This window comes from Plantactinospora sp. CA-290183 (assembly GCF_050936375.1).
GTDB lineage: Bacteria > Actinomycetota > Actinomycetes > Mycobacteriales > Micromonosporaceae > Plantactinospora.
Map to the genome: position 1 here is coordinate 49,104 of NZ_JBNJMX010000018.1, position 20,023 is coordinate 69,126.

Annotated in this window: 13 protein-coding genes and 1 pseudogene; 10 read left to right on the plus strand and 4 right to left on the minus strand. The window is 70.1% G+C overall.

Features of this window, described 5'->3' with window-relative positions; genetic code table 11:
• Positions 1-6 precede the first annotated feature (6 nt).
• From ACQEUR_RS20610 to ACQEUR_RS20640, 7 genes are all read left to right on the plus strand, one after another.
• Complete coding sequence (locus ACQEUR_RS20610; RefSeq protein ID WP_433033634.1) at positions 7-969, plus strand: hypothetical protein; 963 nt, start codon at positions 7-9, stop codon at positions 967-969.
• Positions 966-3,695, plus strand: a complete 2,730-nt coding sequence (locus ACQEUR_RS20615; RefSeq protein ID WP_433033637.1) for a thiopeptide-type bacteriocin biosynthesis protein — start codon at positions 966-968, stop codon at positions 3,693-3,695. The genes ACQEUR_RS20610 and ACQEUR_RS20615 overlap by 4 nt, the downstream gene beginning before the upstream one ends.
• Positions 3,696-3,858: 163 nt before the next feature.
• On the plus strand, positions 3,859-4,767 hold the full coding sequence (locus tag ACQEUR_RS20620) for a hypothetical protein (RefSeq protein ID WP_433033640.1): 909 nt from the start codon (positions 3,859-3,861) through the stop codon (positions 4,765-4,767).
• Complete coding sequence (locus ACQEUR_RS20625; RefSeq protein WP_433033643.1) at positions 4,764-6,851, plus strand: ATP-binding cassette domain-containing protein; 2,088 nt, start codon at positions 4,764-4,766, stop codon at positions 6,849-6,851. Before ACQEUR_RS20620 ends, ACQEUR_RS20625 begins: the two co-directional genes overlap by 4 nt.
• On the plus strand, positions 6,844-7,683 hold the full coding sequence (locus tag ACQEUR_RS20630) for a hypothetical protein (RefSeq protein WP_433033646.1): 840 nt from the start codon (positions 6,844-6,846) through the stop codon (positions 7,681-7,683). Before ACQEUR_RS20625 ends, ACQEUR_RS20630 begins: the two co-directional genes overlap by 8 nt.
• A complete protein-coding gene (locus ACQEUR_RS20635) occupies positions 7,680-8,942 on the plus strand; it encodes an FAD-binding protein (protein WP_433033649.1) in 1,263 nt (420 codons plus the stop codon). The genes ACQEUR_RS20630 and ACQEUR_RS20635 overlap by 4 nt, the downstream gene beginning before the upstream one ends.
• Positions 8,939-9,976, plus strand: a complete 1,038-nt coding sequence (locus tag ACQEUR_RS20640) for a glycosyltransferase (protein ID WP_433033652.1) — start codon at positions 8,939-8,941, stop codon at positions 9,974-9,976. The genes ACQEUR_RS20635 and ACQEUR_RS20640 overlap by 4 nt, the downstream gene beginning before the upstream one ends.
• Here the strand turns inward: ACQEUR_RS20640 and ACQEUR_RS20645 are convergent.
• The 4 genes from ACQEUR_RS20645 to ACQEUR_RS20660 all read right to left on the minus strand — a co-directional run bounded on the left by ACQEUR_RS20645 (position 9,898) and on the right by ACQEUR_RS20660 (position 17,790).
• Positions 9,898-12,030, minus strand: a complete 2,133-nt coding sequence (locus ACQEUR_RS20645) for a BTAD domain-containing putative transcriptional regulator (protein WP_433033655.1) — start codon at positions 12,028-12,030, stop codon at positions 9,898-9,900. The genes ACQEUR_RS20640 and ACQEUR_RS20645 overlap by 79 nt on opposite strands.
• 638 nt (positions 12,031-12,668) lie before the next feature.
• Positions 12,669-14,705 (minus strand): ABC transporter permease subunit, encoded by a 2,037-nt coding sequence (locus tag ACQEUR_RS20650; protein ID WP_433033658.1) that lies wholly within the window; start codon positions 14,703-14,705, stop codon positions 12,669-12,671.
• Positions 14,702-16,138, minus strand: a complete 1,437-nt coding sequence (locus tag ACQEUR_RS20655; RefSeq protein WP_433033661.1) for an extracellular solute-binding protein — start codon at positions 16,136-16,138, stop codon at positions 14,702-14,704. The genes ACQEUR_RS20650 and ACQEUR_RS20655 overlap by 4 nt, the downstream gene beginning before the upstream one ends.
• 659 nt (positions 16,139-16,797) lie before the next feature.
• The gene (locus ACQEUR_RS20660) at positions 16,798-17,790 is read right to left on the minus strand and encodes an AAA family ATPase (RefSeq protein WP_433033664.1); all 993 of its coding nucleotides are present in this window, start codon (positions 17,788-17,790) and stop codon (positions 16,798-16,800) included.
• Positions 17,791-18,101: 311 nt separating this feature from the next.
• Here ACQEUR_RS20660 and ACQEUR_RS20665 point away from each other — a divergent pair.
• The 3 genes and pseudogenes from ACQEUR_RS20665 to ACQEUR_RS20675 all read left to right on the plus strand — a co-directional run.
• Positions 18,102-18,328 (plus strand): annotated as a pseudogene (locus ACQEUR_RS20665) (hypothetical protein); the annotation flags it as partial.
• 978 nt (positions 18,329-19,306) lie between these two features.
• Positions 19,307-19,483 (plus strand): hypothetical protein, encoded by a 177-nt coding sequence (locus ACQEUR_RS20670; RefSeq protein WP_433033667.1) that lies wholly within the window; start codon positions 19,307-19,309, stop codon positions 19,481-19,483.
• Between the two features lie 163 nt (positions 19,484-19,646).
• Positions 19,647-20,023 (plus strand): hypothetical protein (locus ACQEUR_RS20675; RefSeq protein WP_433033670.1); only part of this gene is annotated, 377 nt, incomplete at its 3' end.

Genomic DNA, 20,023 nt, shown 5'->3' on the forward strand with positions numbered 1-20,023 from the left:
AGACCAGTGAAACAGCTCAGCCCTCCATTGCTGTGGCTGCGGAATGGTCCGGAGGAGGTCCAGAGCCTGGTCGCGGGCCTGGACCTCGTTCGGACCGCCGCGCACGAGGACGCCAGCCACGCGTGGCTTTGCATGATTGCCAACGGCACCGCGCACTACCTGTCCACCTACGCGCCGACGGAGCTGCTGTCGAGGCTCTACACCACCGGCAACGAACTGTACGGCGTGGTTGCCCCGGTCGGCCGGCTACGCACCGGCGCGGATGGCGGGCTGGTGCTTGACGGGTGCTGGCGGTTCGGTTCGGGGTCTGACCGGGCTGCCGTGATGGCGATGGGGTGCGAGCCAGTGGCGGGCCGGCGGGCCACCGTCCTCGTCGACCGCCTGCGGCTCGAGGTGGCGCACCCATGGGAGGGGCCGGGGTTGCTCGCGACCGCCAGCCACACCCTGCGGGCCAGCGGTGTCCGCGTCTCGCCGGCGGATGTGGTCGACATGACGGACGTCCCGGCCGGTCGACTGGTCGGGATCTACGCCGATCCGGATCTGTTTCTGGCGAACATGCCCGGGGTGGCGCTCGGGCTCGCCGAACGGCTGCTGGCGCTGCTCGGCCCGGGTCCGGTACCCGGTGCGTGGCAGGCCACCTACGCCGAGGCAGTCGCCCGGAACACTCTCGCCCGGCGCGGCCTGGTCGGGATGCTGCGCAGTCTCGACACGTTGGCCGGGGCAGGGAAACTCGCGCTGTTCTCGCCGACGCTGCGGCGGGAGTTCCTGTTGATGTTGAGCGCTGCCTATCACATCGCCCTCGATGCCGCGCTCGCGCTGGCGGAGGGCTGCGACTCGACGGACCCGGAAATTCGGCAGCAGCTCGAGCAGGCGCGGGTCGACATAGCGACCATGCGACCGCATGGGGCGATGCGACCGTCCAGGTTGGTCAACGCGGGTTCGTCGGCCCCGGCGGGGAGGCTTCGATGACCTCTGTGCCGGTGCTGTCGATGCCGGGTTGGTGCCTGCTTCGGATTCCGGTACTGCCGGCGGTGCCAGATGCCGCCGCGCCCGAGGGCCTGGCGCGGCAGCTGCTGGACCTGGCCATCGACTACGCGACCGTGTTCCAGCGCGCGGCGGAGGAGAACCGGGACTGGCAGGACCCGGCGACTCGACTGGCCGTCTACGGCAGCCGGGCGAGGTACCGGCCAACCCCGTTCGGCGTGTTCAGCCTGAGCCTGCTTGCCGAAATCAGCGACAACGACAGCGGCGCACCGGCTACCCGGCTCGATCTTGAGACCGATGTGCGGCTGCGCCGCCTCGACCTGCCGCAGCAGACCGGGAGGTGGTTCGTCAATCCCTCCCTCGCCGCCGAGCACGGCCGGTGGTCGTACCTGCACCCGGACAAGGGTGGGGTCACGTCGATGTCGGACGCCTCGGGCGTGCGCCAGCTCGCGGAGCGCTTCGCCGCGCAGCTCACCGCCGCACCCCGGTCAGCGGAGGAATGGGCGGTCGTGCTCGGTGGCGAAACCCAGTTCCACCTAGGGGTACGCCAGAGGTTGCTGCTGCCGGAGCAGGTGCCACCGATACTGGTCGAGCCGTCCGGGCCGGCCGCGCCGACCGAGGCTGTCAAGGCGGCGCTCGCCGCGGAGCGGCCGTTCAGGGACGACCAGTTCGTGGACGCGTTCAGCGAGGTCCGGGCCCGACTGCCCGGCGCGGGCGCGGCGGCGCTGCTGGACGGGGCCGCTCAGCTTCTGCGCGCGCACTGGCGACCCGGGCGACTCGACCGGGTGCGGGACCATGTGGCCGGCGGCTACAGCGGCGGGGCGGTGCCCTTGGTGTGGCTGCTGGCCGCTCCGGTGGACCACCCGCTGGGCAGTTGGCGGCGGCAGGAAGCAGATGTCGAGGGCGCCGACCGCCTGGTCCCGGCCCGACGGCTGTTCGTGCCGCGCACCCGTCGCGACAGCGGCGCGGTGCAGTGGTGGCAGGAAGCGCTCACGCTGGACCAGTGGCAGGCGCGCCGCGCGCCGCCCCCAGACCCCGCCGTGGTCACCCAGCCGCAGTTCGGGATGGTCAACGGCGCGCTGCTGGCCGAGCCGGTTGCCGGAGCGGACGCCTGGCTCAAACTGGTCCTGCCAGGCTTCTGGGGTGGGCCCGGCGCCCGGCTCAGTGAGCAGCTAGGGATTCCGAAGCCCGAGCCCGGTCCGGCGGTCCCCGGCTGGCTTCCGGTAGAGATCGGGTGGGTCCCGCCGGACCGGCGGGCGCCGTTGGCGCGCCGGCCGGAGAGCGGGTTGCCCCGGCTCAACCTCAACCTGCCGCACCGTACCGGTGACCTACAACTAGCGGATCTGGCCGTGACCGTGCTGGCGGGGCGGCTCCAGTTGGTTCACCGGTCCGACGGACGCCACGTGCAGCTTCGGTGGGACAGCCCGTTGACGTTGGGTAACAAGCTCAACCCGTGGTCGGTGCAACTGCTGGGGTTGCTGCTGGACGAGGCCCACGGCCCGGCGCTGGCCGCCGACCCCAGCCTGTGGGCGCCGCCGGGCGGGATGGTCCCTCGCATCACCGCCGGCCGTTGTCTGGTGGCTCGGCGCGGCGTCGTCTTGGACGCGCAGCACCGCGCCGATCTGCTGACGCTGGCCGAGGACCCGGCGCAGTTGTGCGATGTGCTCACGGAGGTGGGGCTCGGACCGCAGCTGGAGGTGGGCGAGGGACCGGATGTGACCATGCGGTTGGATCTCACCGACGTCACTCAGCGGTGGTGGTTCACCCGGCGGCTACGTCGCGAGGGCCGGCTGACGCTGCACGAGGCCCTGCCGGTGGCGACGCTGATCGAGTCGGAGCTGGGCGGGCACGTCCATGACGTATGGGTGCCGTGGCTGCGTCCTGATCCGCGACCGGTCAGGCCGATATCGCGGACCCGCCTGGTGGACCGGCCGCCGGCTGAGGACCCGGAGTGGACCAGCTGGTTCGTCTACGCCCCGGAGCGGGTGGTGGAGCTCTGGCTGGCGGGCACCGAAGTGATGACGTTGATGCGTCGGGCGCACCTGTTCTACATCCGCTATCACGACGAACGGCCGCATCTGCGGGTACGGGTGCACCACAGCGTCGATGCCGAGCCGCTCCTGGCCGACCTACGCGCCCACCTGGCCGCGATGGTGCCTCAGCAGCCCTGCGAGGTCGACCTCCGGACCTGGATACCGGAGGACTACCGGTACGGAGGCGTAGCGAGCCGGGCCGATGCCGTACGGCTGTTCTGCGCCGACTCGGCCTGGTGGGCGCAGCGGCTCGCGGCCGGCCCGGACCAGGCCGGCCGGTACACGTTGGCGGTGGCCCGGATCGCCGCCTGGTGTCGGCAGCTCGCTGGCGACGATCAGGCGTTGACCCTGCTCTGCGGGCTGCGCGGGCTGGATCCGCGGCTGCCCAGCTCGCGGGCTCAGCGGGAGTGGATGGCGACCTTCCGTGCTGCTCGGCCGGACCTGGAGCAGGCCCTCGACGCCACGCTCGCCGAGCCGGAGCCTGCCTTGGCCTACCTGGCCGGCCTGGACAGCGACGCCTATGCCACGGCGCTGAGCAGCCTTGTCCACATGAGCGTCAACCGTGGGTTGCCGCTCGGCCAGGCGACAAAACGGGAGCCGGAACTCGTGCTGGCGGCGGCGCGGCTGTTGAAGGGTCGGCAGGCGCGGGTAACCCGAAGCAGAGCGGTCGATGGCTGAGGCCGATGCCGCCCGGCGACTGCTGCGTCGGCTTGTCACCGAGCTACGGCGGCGGGGGCACGCGAGCCCGGAGGCGGCGGCAGCCCTTGCCCTGCTCGCGTCCCGGCTGGGTCAGCAGGCCCTGGCGGCGTCCCTGACCGAGCTGACCGTACGGGGCGGGCAGGTGCCCGACTTTCGGGTCAGCTGGCTGCGCCACCGCCTGGTGGGCGAGTGCCTTTCGCCCGGCTCCGGCCACGCCGAGACACTGGCACGGACCCGGGCGGAGGCGGTCGAAGTGCTCGATGCCTTTTATCGGCACTACGTCGAGGCCGGTAACGTCGATCTGGTCAATGGCGCCGGAGGGGTCGGGATGACCCTGTGGGACCTCGCTGACGAGCCGGCTCGCGCCAGGATGGCACAGTCCATCACCCAGGTCGCGCTCTCCATCATGGAGCAGGAGTCGCACGGTCTCTACCATGGCCGCAGCGGCGGCATCCTGCTGCTGCGGATGCTGGACCGCCGCTACGGCCAGGACCGGCTGGTGACCGCAGCGGTCGACGCGCTCGTCCTGCATCTGGAGCAGCTGACCCCCGCCGTGCTCGACCGCGGCTGGTTGGGCGTCGGCGGCGTCACCATGTGCTATGGCCAGCCGGGGATGCTGACCGCGCTGGGGCCGGAGGTTGACCCGGTGGTTCTGGCGGGACTCGTCAATGCGGCGATCACCGGCGCGGCCCTCGATCGGCTGGATGACCTGCTGGCCGACATCGGCTCCGACGTCACGGTCTGCCACGGACTGGCCGGGCTGAGCCTGGTCACCAAGCTCGCTCCCGCGTGGCGGGAACTGGTCGGGCCGGACCGCCGGGACCGGCTGGCGGTCCGGCTCGCCCGTCACCTGGACCAGATTGATGACCAGGCGGTGGCCGCCATCTTTGACACGCCGTTCGTGCTGTCGGTCCTCGAGGGGACACTCGGGATGGCGCTGGCACTGGCGGAGACCGAGACCACGTCGCGGCCATGGTGGGGGGTCTGCCTGAGTCTGAGTGACGGATCGGCCGCCGTGGCCGGCGGCAGAGCAACTGGGAGCAGCCGATGACAATCAGCCTACAGACCGAGGACAACGACTGCGGCGTGTCGGCACTCGTCGCCAGCCTGCGCCTGCAGGGATATCAGTTTTCCGAGCCGCTGTTGCGAGACGCGCTGGCGACCCGGGGCGCGTTGTCGCTTCAGGACCTGCGGGACACCTGCGCCGCGGTGGTGGGCGTGCGTTACCGCGGCCGGCGGGACCTCCCGTTCGCCGAACTAACTCCGGGCACCATCATCCACCTGCGCGTCGATCACTTCGTGACCGTTGAGCGACGGCGAGGGCGGCGCGTATCGATTTTCGACCCCTCGGTCGGGTACGGGTGGCTGACCGAGGCCGCGTACCAGGAGCAGGCCAGCGGCTGGGTGCTGTCGCCAGCCACGCCGGCACCGGCGGCGGGCGCGCCTCGGCGTCCACGGGCCGCGACTCGGGCCGCCTGGCTGTGGCCGATGCTGCGCTCCGGACAGATCAAGTTCCGGCAGGTCGTGCCGGTCCTCGCGATGAGCCTGCTGCTCTACACCGGCCTGACCCTGCTCAACATGATCCTGCTGCCCTACCTGAACGAGGTCACCGTCGCCAGCACGGTCGCCACGTCCACCCTGGTCACCGCGTTGGTGGCGTTCAGCGTCGCGACCAGCGCGCTGTTCTGGCTTCGACATCGGCAACTTACCTCTCTAGGGCTCTCGTTCGACCGGGCCATGCTGAGTGAACTGATCGACCGGTTGACCCGTACGTCGGCACGCACCGAGCTGACCTCGGGCGATGTGCTGCACCGGGTGCAGAGCGCCCGCGCCGTCCGGGAGGCAGGCACCGGCCTGGCGCTGTCGCTGTTCACTGACGTGATCGCCGTGGTGATCCTGCTGGCGTTCATGGCGACGATGTCGCTGCCGCTGACCGGCGTGGTGGCCGGCGTCGCCGCGCTCCACATCGTCCTGACGATCCTCGGACGGATCCCGATCAACCGCCGTACCGAGGAGCAACTGCAACTCGACGCTGAGCTCCAGGATCTGCTGATCAGCATCTCCCAGGGGTTGACCACCTACCGAGGGCTCGGGACGATCTCACACCTGCAGGTTGAGCATTCCCGGCGGCTGGACCGGCTGCAGCGGTCGATCCGCGGGCTCGAGTACCGGCTCGCCTGGGTGCACGGGCCGAGCAGCGCCCTGCGGTTCGCCGGCCTGTACGTGATTCTCGTGGTGGGCTCGGTGCTCCTGTCGGCAGGTCTGGTCAGCACCGGAGAGCTGTTCGGGTTCCTCACCCTCGGGGGTACGGTGCTGTTCTCGGTCACCACGATCGCCCAGAGCCTCACCAACGCCGCCGCGCTGGAGCGGCAACTGCGCTACGTGACAAGTTTGTTCACGTTGCCGGTGATGGAGCGGGGAGCCCACACCGAGCCGGTAGCGGACGCGTCGGCGGTGCTGCTGGAGGGGGTTCGGGTGCACCGCCCGAGGGAGCATTTCGACCTGCGGCTGGACCTGCGGGTCGAGCGGGGCGAGACCGTGACCGTCAGCGGTGCGAGTGGGGTCGGCAAGTCCACCATGGCCCAGATCATCAGCGGCCTGGACCCGGTGCCCGCGGGGCAGGTGACCGTCTACGGAGTGCCGGTCGCCGACTGGGACCCGGATCGGCTCCGCCCGCTGGTGTGTTACGTCCCGCCCCGGTCCGACTTCCTGCACACGACGATCCGGGAGAGCCTGTCCAGCGGGGCGACCGACGTGACCGACCAGGAGATCCACGACCTGCTCGCCGTGGTGGAGCTGACCGAGGTGATGCGTCCCTTGCGGCTCGGGTTGCGGACCCGGCTGCGGATCAACGGCTCGACCTTCAGCGCGGGAGAGGTGCAGCGGTTCGCGTTGGCCCGGGCGCTGCTGCGCCGACCGTCGCTGCTGATCCTCGACGAGGCGACCAACTCCCTGGACCGGGACCTGGAACTGCGGCTGCTCGCTGAGGCGCGGCGGCGGGTGGAGACGCTGATCGTGATCAGTCATCGCCCGGTCGGTGAGCACCTCGGCAGCCGGCATGTGCGGATCGTGCGCGACGACACCGGCGTAACCCGGCTCGAATCGGCGGCGGTCGCGGCGGTCGTCAGTGGCTGAGGGAGTACGTGGTGTCCACGCCTACTGGCAGTTGCCCAGCCGGCTGCCCCGGGCTTACCAGCAGCTGTCCCGGGTGACCTGGCTGCTGAGCATCCGTTCGTGGCAGCGGTACGCGGGGCCGATCACGCTCTACGCCGACCCGCCGACGATGGAGTGGCTCGACCGACTCGGCTGGCTCAGCTGCTACGACCAGGTTGAGACGTTGGACGACCGGGATCTCGACCAGCGCTACGACCGGGTCGCCTGTTTCGCCTTGCCGAAGCTGCTCGCTCTGGACCGGTATCCTGACGCGACGCTGGTAGACACCGATGCCTACCTGTACAGCCGGCTGCGGCTACCGGCCACCGGATCGGTCTTCGCGCATCTGGAGCACGGTGACGCCGACTTCTACTCCCGACTGCGGGAACTGCGCAATCCCGCCCAGGTGGATCTGCCCGACTCGCCGCCGGCGGTCGGCAACACCTCGCTGTTCCGGGCAGCCAACGCGCACCTGGCACGCCGGATCAGCCACGCCGGGCTCAGCTTCCTGGCCGGCAACCCGACCACCCCCGGCCGCGACGTCCACCTGCACATGACCGTCGCCGAGCAGGTGCTCGCCACCCACCTGACCACCGTCGCCGGGCAGCAGGTGGTCAACCTGTTCGACGCGCTGTGGTGCCCACGGACGCTGCGCTGGCTGACCGAGCCGCCCCGCTTCGGCCATCTGTGGAACCTCAAACGAGGGGCGCCGGCCGAGCAACTGCTCGCCGCGTACGTGTTAGTCACCCAAACGCTCTGGGACGAGTACGGCGTTGCCCCGGACCGGGTACGCGCAGTGATGGAGCGGATATGATCTCGACCGAGCTGCTTGATCGGCTGGCGAACACAGGTGCCGGGGTGACCCGGCCCGCCGGATCGACCGTCCCCGGTGGACATGCTCCGGACTGGGTGGTGGAGCCAGAATCGTTGGCGCAGCTCACCACGCTGGTCCGGCTTCTGCACGACGGCGGAGTGGACTGGCGGGTGGACGCCCGTGGCCGCAACTGGGGGTACGACGACTCCCGGGTCCGCGAGCCGGGACTGATCGTCCGCCTGGCCCGGTTGGACCGGTTGGATCTCGATGTCGAGCTCGGCCTCGCCACGGTGCAACCCGGGGTGACCTTCGCACAGCTGAACGAGGCGTTGCGGGGGGCCGATGCCCGTTTTTATCTGCCCTCGCCGGGCTCCGGCCCGCACACCTCGGTGCTCGGTAACGCTCTGGAGCGTGGCCTGCTCGCCGGCCTCGGCGAGCGGGAACGCCACTGTCGAGACTTTCTCGTCCTGCGCCGCGACGGTGAACTCACCCGTTTGGGCTGGGAGGATGCCGCCGACGACCGGGTTCGGCGGGCCCTGCCGTATCCACCCGGCCCGCACCTACAAGGGTCACTGTTTCAAACGGGCGGGTACGGACCGGTGGTGGTGGAGCTGACGCACGTGCTGCCGGTCGCGACCGTGTTGACGGCCGAGCCGGTGCTGCTCGCCGGTGCCGAGCTGACCGAGGAGCTGTTGCGTTGTTGGCGGGACCTGCTCCTGGGCGAGCTGGTGACCTCCACCATCCTCTCCTCGCCGGCCCGCCGCCGTGCGCAAGGCATCACCGTCAGCCACGACGGGCTCGTCCTCAACCTGTACGTCGCCGCCAGTTCGGCCGTGATGCTGCGCGCCAAGGTCGTCGACGTGCAGCGGCTGGCCCGCCAGCACGGGCAGCGGCTGGCCGTACGAATCGCCGGCGGCCACGACGACCTGAGCATCCTCGGCGGCGATCGGAACCATCCGGAGGCGGTTGGCCAGCTTCCGGACGGGCTGGAGTGGCACACGGCGGCGCTGCCGTTCGCCCCTTCGGCTGTCGCGGCCTTCGCACGGGCGGTGCGGGCGGACCCGGTGCTGACGGACATTCCGTGGACACTGCGCCCGCTCGATTCCCGGGCGCTGGTCTGGCTGGCACCGATCGTCTACCGCAAGGAGGACTCGGACAGCGTCGCGTTGCTGCGGCGTCGGGTGGCCGCCGTCGCCCGGCTCCGCGACGAGTTTGCCGTCCCGGCCTACCGGGCCGGCGCGGTACGGGGCGACCGATGAGTCATGTTCTGATCATCAGCGTCCACCGGATCCACGCCGGACAGTCCGGGGAGGCGGTCCACCTGCGCCAGCTCACCGAGGCGCTACGAGCCACCGGCGAGCGGGTGACTGTGCTCGATGGTCCGATGGACCCGGGCAGGGCCGGTGCCGGCCACGAGGCCGGACTGCGGTCGCTCGCCGAGCAGTTGGACACCCTGCTGGCCCGCGACCGGCCCGATGCTGCCCTGCTCTGGGGACATCTGGGCGAGGAGACCGAGTTGGTGCGGCGGCTGGCGGCGGCAGATGTTCCGACCGTTCTGGAGCATCCGGCCGCGGACCTCCCACCGGTGCCGGAGACACTGCGGCTGATTGACGAGGTGGTGGTCCCGTCCGAGTTCGCACGGCGGCTGTTCGGGTCGCAGACCGGCCGCCAGGCTCGGGCGATCGAGCCGTGCCTGCGTGGCTGCGTCTGCCCATCCGAGACGCCCCGGGATCCGGCGCGTACGGGGCCGTACTGGCTGACGTTCATCAACCCGGAGCCGGCCAAGGGGCTTGGGGTGGTGATGCACCTCGTGGCGGCCGCCAGCGGGGCGAAGCTGCCGTTCCGGTTCCGGTTCGTCGAGGGGCGGTGGACCGCGGCCCACCTCGCCCGGCTGGGTATCGGCCCGGCGGACCTGCCCGGGGTGGAGATCGTCGAATACCGCGCCGACATCTGCGCGCTCTACGCCGAGACCGACCTGCTGCTCGTACCGAGCCTGTGGCAGGAGAGCTTCGGGATGGTCGCCCGCGAAGCCGTGATCCACGGCGTACCGGTGGTGGCCACTCGGGTCGGCGGGCTGCCGCAGGCGGTCCGTGGCGGGGGAGTGTGCCTCGAACCGCCGGAGTGGGGCGACGACTACCAGGTTCGGATGACCGCAGCCGAGGTCAGGGCCTGGCTCGCGGCCGTGGTTACGGCGCTGCGCGGCGCGCACCGGCCTCAACCAGGGCTGCTGTCTCGTGCCACCGCGGACAGCGTCCGGGCGTACCGGGCCGTGCTCGGTTCGTCGCCGAGATGAGCGCGTGCGGCGGCCCGGCTGACGGCATCGGCGATCGCCGATGCCGGCCTGGTCCAGCGCCGCTCGTCGGCTACCGCCATCACCGTCGCCAGGTTCTCCTGCTCTTCGTGCAGCCAGTCCCACGGCGTGGCGAGCAGCCGGTCCAGCTCCGCCGGCGAGAACAGCAGCCGGGACGAGCGGGCCGGCTGCGGATGCCTATCGTCCATCCGCCGTCCGCGGGACCGCGTCAGCCGGTGGACGGCCTCCTGCGCCAGGACGCTCCAGCCGTCGACCGCGCGCGCCAGTACCTGGTTGGCGGATACGGCGGTGTGGGGCGATTCGTCCGCCGCGGTGGTGAGCGCGTAGGACCGGACCAAGTTGGGGAGCAGGTAGCGGTGCGGGCCGACGGTCTGGCGCGGCACCGGCGTCAGCAGGTGGGAGCCGACCAGCTCGTCCAGTGCCTGCATAGCCTCGCGGGGTGCCAGCCCCGCGCAGACCGTGGGCGTCCAGTCCGGGACGGTGACAGTCGGAAGGATGGCGATCCGACGCAGCGTCAGGTTCGCCGCCTCACTGAGCGCCCGGAACGACGGTGCGAGGTTGTCGCGCATCGACCCGTCGTCGGTACTCAGCTCGTCGAGCCGGTGCTGCGGGTCCCGCAGCAGCGCTACCAGGTCGGCGGCCCACCGGCCCCGGTACATCCGGCAGGCGGCGAACCACAGGGCTAGCGGCAGGCCGTCGCAGAGCACGGACAGCGCGCGGACCGCGGCCGGCTCCGCCGACAGTCGATCGGGGCCGAGATGAGCGGCGAGGGTTTCGAGTCCCTGCGCGTCCGACATCGGCGCCACCAGGTGCCGGTGCGCCCCGGGAAGGTCGAGCTGCCAGCGGGCGGTGACCAGCACTGTGCAGCCGGCCCCGGCCGGCAGCAGCGGCAGCACCTGATCGACCGCGCGGGCGTCATCGAGCAGCAGCAGGCAGCGCCGGTCCGTGAAGAGGCTGCGCAGGAGCGCGGCCCGTGCCGCCAGCTCGGCCGGAATTGCCAGGTCGGCGACGCCCAGCGCGCGTAGGAGTTCTTCGAGCACCTGGTCCGGGGTCCGCGGCTGCCCGCTGCCAGCGAGGTCGGCGTACAACTGGCCATCGGGATAGGCGGCGGCGACGGCATGAGCGACCTGGAGCGCCAAGGCGGACTTGCCGACTCCGGGCATGCCGTGCAGCAGCGCGACGCGCGGACCGGCGTTCGCGGGCCGGTCCGGACCGCTACCCAGGCGCCTGACCAAGTCCGCCAGGTCGGCCTGGCGCTCCACGAAGAGCGGCGACGCGGGCGGCAGCTGGGCTGGCCGTGGCTGGTCGGCGAAACGCCGGGTCGGCAGCTCATTAACGGTGACGGCGAGGCTCGGATCCTGCCGGAGAACGGCGTGCTCCAACTCGCGCAGGAGCGGACCTGGGTCGAGCCCGTGCTCGTCTACCAGCAGCTGGCGGCCGCGCCGGGCCACACTGAGCGCCTCCGGCTGCCGGTCGCTTCGGTAGAGCGCCTTCACCAGCTGGGCGCGTAGCAGCTCCCGTAACGGATGCTCGGCGACATACTGGGTCAACTCCGGGATCAGGTCGCGGTGCGAACCGAGCTGGAGCTCGATGTCGATCAACCATTCCAGGTCAGCCAGCCGGGTCTCCTCCAGCCCTTCACGGGTCGGGGTGACGAACGCGGCGACTGCCCCGGTCAGTGCCGGGCCTCTCCAAAGCGTCAGCGCTTCGCGCATGAGCTCGCGGGCGTTGGGAAGCCGGCCGCGGTTGCCCTCGACTCGCGCCAAATCGGCGAGCCTGGTGTAGGTCGCCAGGTCGAGTTCGTTCGGGGCGAGGTTCAGCACGTAGCCGCCGGGCTTGGTGAGCAGCGGCACCGTCGCGTCGTCAGTTCGCCGCAACGTGCAGCGCAGCGCCGAGATCTCGGCCTGAATCTGTGCCCGCGCCGTGGCCGGCGGCGTGCTTTCCCAGATCGCCGTGGTCAGCTGGTCGACCGACACCACACGGTTGGCGTTCAGTAGTAGGTAGGCGAGCACCGCCCGGCGGCGGGGCCGCGCCACGCCGACCGGCTCGCCATCCACAGCTGCGCCGACCGGACCAAGCACCGTGAAGCGCAGCGCCATTACTGCTACCCGGGGGATCCGTCGATGATCACGAAAAGCACTGTAGTGAGCTGTCGGCAGTTGGCAACCCGCTCCGGGCGGAGCAGGCTCCGCTACCCGGGCGGGGGCGGACCCGATGCCGTCAAGCTTGGTTACTCGGCAGGTCAGCAGGGGTGTGACGGGTCGCCGGTGGCGCGGTCGCAGTTGGACGACGCACTTGAACAAACGGGCGCGTCGCGCTGGCCGAGCAGCTGATGCCAGCCGCCCACGCGACGGCCGAACCGCTGCGCGGCTTCGCCTGTGCCCCCGCCCTACCCGTTCAGGCCGGCGACGACCCGGTCGCCACCCTGCTGCGTTACCTCGGCCGCAACCCGCTCTGGACACCCGACGGCAGCTGCCCGGCACCGTCGGGTCCACCGACCCTGAACGGCGTCCCGGGCCACCCACAGTCGGTTAGCGGTGATGTCGTCGCTGCCCGCCGGCTGGGTCGCTCCAACGGCCAGCGTCACAAATCGGCGTTGTGCCCGAGGGTTGACGCCCGCGGCACCTGGTCCGTACGGGATTCGTGTCGTTCGACGGGGTGCTGGAATCCCAGGTCAGCCCTTCACCGCGCCCGCAGTGAGCCCTTCGGTCAGGAAGCGCTGCCCGAAGGCGTACATGACCACCACGGGGATGCTGACGAGCAGCGACGCCGCGGCGAGCTGCCCCTGCGGCACCACGTCCCCGGTGATCATCGACTGCATCCCCACGGGGAGCGTCTTGTACTCGTCCTTCGTGATGAACACGAAGGCGAAGAGGAACTCGTTCCAGGCATTGGTCAGGGTGAACAGCGCGACCGCCAGCAGCCCGGGCTTGGCGAGCGGCAGCACCACCCGGCGGAACGCCTGGAGGCGGGTGCAGCCGTCGACCAGCGCGGCCTCCTCCAGCTCGATCGGGATCGACGAGAAGTACCCCGTCAGCAGCCAGGTGGCGAACGGAAGCGTGAAGGTCGGGTACGTCACCACCAGAGACCACAACGAGTCGGTGAGCCGCACCCCGATGAGCAGCTGGTACAGCGGAATGAACAGCAGCGCGCCCGGCATCACGTAGGTGATCAGCACCGTGACGGTGAAACCCTGCGCCCCGCGGAACCGCAGCCGGGCCAGCGCGTAGCCCGCCAGGGCGGCACAGACCAGTGCCACCGCGGTGGACGCGACGGACACCAGCACCGTGTTGAGGTACCAGCGGCCGAAGGGCTTGGTGGCAAAGAGGTCGGTGAACTGTTGGAGGGTCCACGGCGTCGGCCACAGGTCGTGGACGCGCATGACGATCTGACCCTCGGACTTGAAGGCCGTGACGGCGATCCAGTACAGCGGGACCAGGACGAAGACGAGCAACCCGGCCAGCGCGACACCGGACGCCAGACCCGACACCAGGGACGACGCCCGGCGACGTCCCCAGGCCTGGGATGCCGTAACCACCCGACCGACCGCCGCCACGACCAGCGCGGTCACCCCGAGGACCACCGCCGCCTTCCAGAAGATCTGTGGCGACGCCCAGGCCAGCAGACCGGCGACCACCGCGGCGACGACCCACGGCAGCGCCTTCCGCGCCGTTGTGGCGCGCCGCGCCGTTGTGGCGCGCCGCGTCTTCCGGGTACGTCGGGTCGGCGCGGTGCCGGCGTCCCGGCGCAGCAACCGGACCAGGAAGTACACCAGTCCGCCGATGACCGGCAGCATCACGAGCGTGACCGCTGCTCCCGCGCCGTACTGTAGTTGCAGGATCGCCTTCGAGTAGGCGACCAGCACGTACGGCGCGGTCGCGTTGCCCGGGCCGCCTTGCGTGAGCAACCAGATGAGGTCGAAGTTGTTGAACGTCCAGATCGACGACAGGGTCACCGTCACGGTGATCACGTGGCGCAGTCCGGGCAGCGTCACGTTGGCGAACCGCTGCCACGGCGAAGCCCCGTCGACGGTCGCCGCCTCGTAGAGCTCTGCCGGGATGGCCTTCAACCCCGCGAGGAACGCGACGGTGAAGAACGGCACCCCCTTCCACACGTTCACGAGGATCACCGACGGCATGGCCAGGGACGGGTCGGACAGCCAGCCCGCGGGCCAGCTGTCGACCAGGTGCGCCTTGGCCAGCAGCGGCCCGATCCCCGACTCGGTGAGCAGCAGGTTGACGCTGCCGAAGATCGGGTCGAGCAGCGAGCGCCAACTGAACGCCGTGACCACCGTCGGCACCACCCACGGCAACAGGAGCAGCCCGGCCAGCAGGGCCCGCCCACGCCGCCGGTGGTGCAGCAGCAAGGCCGCGGCCAGCCCCAGCGCCACCTTGAACACCTCGGCGTACGCGGTGAATACGAACGAGTTCACCACGCCCGCGCGGAACTGCTCGTCGCCGGCGAGGGCGACGTAGTTGGCCAGGCCGACGAACACGCTGTGCTGGCCGTGCCGTTCCGTCGTGCTGGTGACGACCGACTGGGCGATCGGCACGAGCACGAGCCCGCCGACCAGTACGGCGGTGGGCGCCAGAAACAGCGCCGCCAGCCGCCAGTCACGCCCCAGCCGCCGCTGGGTCGTGGTGAGGGAGCCGGACCCCGACGGCGAGGATGCCCTCGTCGCCGGGGCCGGCGCTGGACGTACCGATCTCACTGCGGCAGCCCCTGCTGGGTGAAGATCTGCACCATCTTCGCGTGGGCGGCCTGCACGGCCTGCGCGGGCGCGGTTCCCTGGATTACCTGCTGCATCATGTCGGTGAGGACGTAGGCCCCGACGGCGGCCTGCTGGCCCGCGCTGGCCTTCTGCGGGAAGTTCAGGCCGTTCTTCGTGGTCAGCGGCAGCGACAGCTCAGTGATCTTGCGCATGATGGGGAACGCCGGGTCGCCGCTGGTGAAGAACGGGTCGGCGTCCCAGACCTTCTGCCAGGCGGGCAGCGCCAGGCCGGGCGCCTCCTTCGCCACCCCGAGTAGCGCGGGCGCGCTGACCAGGTACTGCGCCAGGAGCTTGGCGAGCGCGGCGTTCTTGGCGCCCTTGAAGATGACGAAGGCCTGGGACTGGCCGAGCAGCAGCGGATTGTCGGTGGCCGGCCCGATGCAGTCGGCGAAGACGTGGGTCTTGTCGTAGACGGGGTTCTTCTTGGTCTTGGAGTCCGCGTAGACGCTGAGCTGGTTTCGGGTGTAGCCGAGGATCCCGGCGAGCCAGTTCTCGTTGTTGCTGGAGTCGGTCCAGGCGGCCACCCCCGGCGGCAGCATCGGCTTGTACCTGGGGTTGGTGTAGATGTCACCGAGGAAGGTCACCGCCTGTACCGTCTCGGGCGAGTCGAACGTGACCTTCCTGCCGTCGTTGGAGGTGATCGCCCCGCCGTAGGAGTTGATCAGTGCCTCGATCAGGCCGTTGGCGTCACCGGACCGGTTCACGGTCATGCCCCAGCCGAACCGGCGCTTGGCCGGATCGGAGATGGCCAGGCACAGGTCCCGCAGTTCCTCCCAGGTGTAGATGTCCTTGGGGGAGATGCCCTTGTCCTGCATCCAGTCCTTGCGCAGGAACGACCCGATCCCGATGAAGTGGTAGGGGATGGCGAACCACTTGCCGTCGAAAACGCAGAAGTTCTTGGACTCCGCGGTGGGCTCGCCGTACTTCGCCGTCAGCGCTTGGACGACGTCCGTCACGTCCTCCAGATCGCCCAGCGCCTGGAACTGCGCGACGAACCGCGAGTCGGTCATGAACGCCAGGTCACGCGCCACGCCGCCCTTGACCTCAGCATCGATCTTGGCCACCACGTCACCGGCGTCGGCCTGGACGAGACTGTTCCCGATCTTCGTACCGGTGGAGTCGGCGAACTTCTTGATCGAGCTGTCGAGCGCTGCGTTCGCCGCCTCCGAGTACAGCTTCTGCGACAGCATCCCCATCGAGGAGCCCTTCAATGATGCCGCGGCGTCGATCAGCTCCTTCGGGACCTCGGCCTGCACTCCGGGGGTCGACGGCGAACTGCCCCCGCACGCGCCCAGACCGGCCCCGCCGAGCAGCCCCACCCCCATCCCCAAAAAGCCGCGCCGGGACCACAACGGGTTGTCCTCCATGGCCATTCCCCTCCTCCGTCTCGCCTCACCGCTACACGCCGAAGAGGGCTGGGAGGCTGCCGCCCCCTGTTGACAGCTGCGAACCGCACACGAGGACGGATCGCCCGATCAGGTGGTCGCAGCCCGCCTCCGCCGCGCAGTCATCGGGAAAGCGCTGCCTGCGCGGCGGCCTTCCCCCGACTGTGCCGCCGAGAGCGCGCGGCCGCCGGCCCGGGCGCAGCTCGGTGCGCTCGGCGGTGCGCTCACTTTACATATTTCGGAAAGTTGCGCCTAGGGGTCGAGCGATATCTGGGGAACGATGCCATTTGTCATCATCAATCGCCGTGGTCGAGGCCGCCGCGCGGCCCGCGGGCCCACGCCATTGAGGACGGTCACGCTCTCCGTATGGCACCGCCGACGAGGCGTCGGATGTCGTCCTCGCTCGTGCAAGCATCGGGCGGCGCTGGCGACGCGCGCGGCGAAGCTGTTCGAGGTCAGCCACGAGATTGCCGTCGCGGGTGTAGTGCCGGATCAGCCAGGCGAGGGCGCGCTGGAGGCGAGTCCGTACCGAGCTGCCGGGTCGACCAGCGACGCGTCGAGCTGTTTCACACCGCCGGTGGCCGCGTCGACCCGATATCGAGGCAGTGGGGCGGCCCTGGGCCAGCCCACTGCCGGCGACGAGTCCGTCACCTAATGGTCGCCCCACCAGGCGGTGACGATGGCGGCGTAATCATCTGGTGCGGATTCCCATGTGAAGTGCCCAGCCTCGAGCGTTCCGCGGGTGCCAGTGTCTCCAGGAGGCGCTCACCCGCCGCGACCTCGAGGACGCGGATGCTTCCGGTCGCCTCGAGAGCGGCGAGCAGCAGCGACTGTCGCGTGGCGTCTGGCAGACCAGCGATTCGAGACGAGAATGCCACCTGGAGCCGGCGGTTGAGCGGGACGACGGAGAGGTCGGCCCTCGGACTGTCGTGACCCGGGTCGGCGAGGACCAGCGGCAGTTCAACGAGGGCCAGTGGGTTCCCGGCCGCGCTGGCCAACACCACTTTCGTCGGACTGCGCGAGGCGGCAATTCGGGCTGGACGGGCGGCGGTGAGTCTCCGCCGCCGCCTCGCCTCGCCGAGGGGGGTCAGCACGTACTTGTCGAGCCGTGCTCGCTCGAAGAAACCTTCGGCCGCCGGCCGTGTCGACCCGAGAAGGCCGACGCGCGTTCCGGTCAGCCGCCGGGCCAGGAGCGTGAGCACCGCGGCGCTTGACCTGTCGAGCCACTGAACGTCGTCGACGAGGACGAGGATCGGCGAATCGTGAGCTGCGGCACGGAGCAGATTCCGGAGTGCTTCGGTGACCGCCATCCGGTCCAGTGTCGTAGCGGTCTTCGGATCGAAAAGGGCTTCCAGGATGGCGGCACGCCTAACCTCGGCACCGGGGACCGAATCGACGATCGGGCTCACAATCTGTACCAGCCCCGCGAAACTGATATCCGCTTCGAACTCGACCGCCGTCACCTCCAGGACGCGACCGCCCTCTGCCGCCCAACGCCGGGCGGCGTATCGCAGCAGCGTGGTCTTACCCAAACCGGGATCGGCGACAATGATCAAAGATTTCCCGGAGGTGCGTGAGTGCTCGCAGAAATCATCGATTGTCGCAAGAACTTCACTTCTGCCGACGATGTCTGTCGTCATTTCCCGTCACGCTCTGCGTCGTCGGACTCGGCCGCCTTCAGCGGCCTGGTAGGGACGATCATACCGGTTCTACGAAGTCGAGCTGATTGGTGTCCGAGGGGTCCGTCCGCACGCCCTGCTGGTCGTGGGGTCACCTCGACGCTGGGAGCCGGGGTGACGCGAAGGTTCCGCCGACCCGTTCGGTGATCCCTGCCGTGACACTCTGAGGCAGAGCGGTCCAGTCGCTACGCATCGATTGTTCTCTCTGCTACTTGCCCGGCTGAGGCGGGTTCGGCGGACAGCAGGACTCGGCCTCGTCACCCCAGAATTCCGGCGGCCGGATGTATCGCACGGGTGATCTGACCAAGTGGCGGGCGGACGGTGTTGGAGTTTCTGGGCCGCCCCGACGACCAGATGAAGGTCCGCGGTTACCGGATTGAGCTGGGTGAGGTCGAGGCCGTGCTGGCCACGCGCCCGTCCGTGCGCCAGGTGGCCGGTCGGCGTGCGCGGCCAGCAGCTGGTGGCCTATGTGGTGCCATCGGTGGACCCGGCCGGCCTGCCCTCATGCAGCTCTGTGGCCACCGTGAAAACGTACCCGTCACCATACGGCTGATGAGATGGGTGGACGACCCATCGCGCTCCGCCGGGTCTGCTGAGGACAAAGGGTCCGCTCTTGGTGGCTGGCAGTATGCCCCTGCCATTGGCGGCACGGCCTCGCTTCCGTACCCCCGACGCGGGACCGGCGCCCAGTTGCCCAGGCGGCGCGTCTCGGTTTGGCGAGCGGCGTGTGGTGGGTTGAGTTGGCCTGTTCCGTGACCGGGGTGGGTGCGCGGGCGGCGGCTTCGATCGAGCGGTGCGCCGAGGGAGCCGACTTTCGGTGCCCGAGAGCCACCCGCACCGGTCCAGGGCGCAGCCCCGGGGCTCACGCAGCTGTTCACGAAGAAAATCCACTTTGGTCAAAATCGGTCTAGCTGCCGCTGAAACCTGTCTCAATGCTAAATCAGTCGGATACGCTACAAACCGCCCAGGTGGTGACACTGGGTGAGGAACCGGTAGCAATACGTATGTCTGGGGCGGCTCTCTGGAGGGGTCATGAGCAACAACCGACGGCTGCGGCGAGGGCCGAGGCCTGGCTGCGCCGCTTCAGGGCTGAGTTCTGTCCTGCTGGCAGTCGGGATGACGGGTGGGCCCGCAGCCGCAGCGCGACCGGTGGAAGCGAAATCCTCTCTCCAGGGCGTGCACGCCGGTACACCCGGTCCGCTCGGCCAGTACGGCGGGTGGCCGTTGTCCTGGTCGACTGTCCCCGAAGACGGCGGTGGACCTGACGATTCGTGGGACCACCACCCAGGAAGGACACCGGACTACGGCCCGCAGGGCTGGCAGGGCCCATGGGGTGGGCACGACGAGGGCAGGCGGCCGAAATGGCGCTACCCGCACGGCTCGCATGGCGCTCAGGGCGTCCAAGGTGCCCAGGGCGTTCAGGGCGCCCGGGGCGACGCGGGCCCTCAAGGTCTCCAGGGCGTTGAAGGTGTCCCAGGTGCTCCAGGTGCTCAAGGTTTCCAGGGCGCTCAAGGTTTCCAAGGCGTTGAAGGTGCTCAGGGCGTTGAAGGTGCTGAGGGCGCCCAGGGTGACGTCGGTGCCGAGGGAGTTCAAGGTGCTCAAGGTTTCCAGGGCGCTCAAGGCGCCTGTGAGCAGCGGCGTGCCCAAGGCGTAGAAGGTGCCCGGAGAGCAGCTGACAGGTGCGCAGGTGCGCCCAGGGCGGTCCGGGTGCCCTGAGGCGTTTCCGGGGTGCCGGGGCGGCCTGAGGCCCCAGGGCGTTCCGGGCCCCCAGGGCGTTCCGGGCCTCCAGGGCGTTCCGGGCGCTCAGGGTGCTCAGGGTGCTCAGGGCGACGCGGGCGCCGAGGGAGTTCAAGGTGCTCAAGGCTTCCAGGGCGCCCAAGGTGCCCAGGGCGTGGAAGGTGCGCCGGGTGCCCAGGGCGCCCAAGGTGCCGAGGGCGTTCAGGGTGCCCAAGGTCTGCAAGGCGCCCAGGGCGACGCCGGCGTTCAAGGCGCCACGGGCCCTCAAGGTGCCCAAGGCGCTCAGGGTGCCGACGGCGTTGATGGTGCCCAGGGTGCCCAGGGCGTTCAGGGCGCCGAGGGTGCCCAGGGCGTTCAGGGTGACGCGGGCACTCAAGGTCCTCAAGGTTTCCAAGGGGCTCAGGGCGCCCAGGGCGACGTGGGCACTCAAGGTGCTCAAGGTTTCCAAGGCGCCCAG

Excerpts from the sequence above, each read along its gene's own strand:
- ACQEUR_RS20615 (WP_433033637.1), top strand. The coding sequence starts at position 966 with ATGACCTCTGTGCCGGTGCTGTCGATGCCGGGTTGGTGCCTGCTTCGG.
- ACQEUR_RS20625 (WP_433033643.1), top strand. The coding sequence starts at position 4,764 with ATGACAATCAGCCTACAGACCGAGGACAACGACTGCGGCGTGTCGGCA.
- ACQEUR_RS20635 (WP_433033649.1), top strand. The coding sequence starts at position 7,680 with ATGATCTCGACCGAGCTGCTTGATCGGCTGGCGAACACAGGTGCCGGG.
- ACQEUR_RS20640 (WP_433033652.1), top strand. The coding sequence starts at position 8,939 with ATGAGTCATGTTCTGATCATCAGCGTCCACCGGATCCACGCCGGACAG.
- ACQEUR_RS20655 (WP_433033661.1), bottom strand. The coding sequence starts at position 16,138 with ATGGCCATGGAGGACAACCCGTTGTGGTCCCGGCGCGGCTTTTTGGGG.
- ACQEUR_RS20660 (WP_433033664.1), bottom strand. The coding sequence starts at position 17,790 with ATGACGACAGACATCGTCGGCAGAAGTGAAGTTCTTGCGACAATCGAT.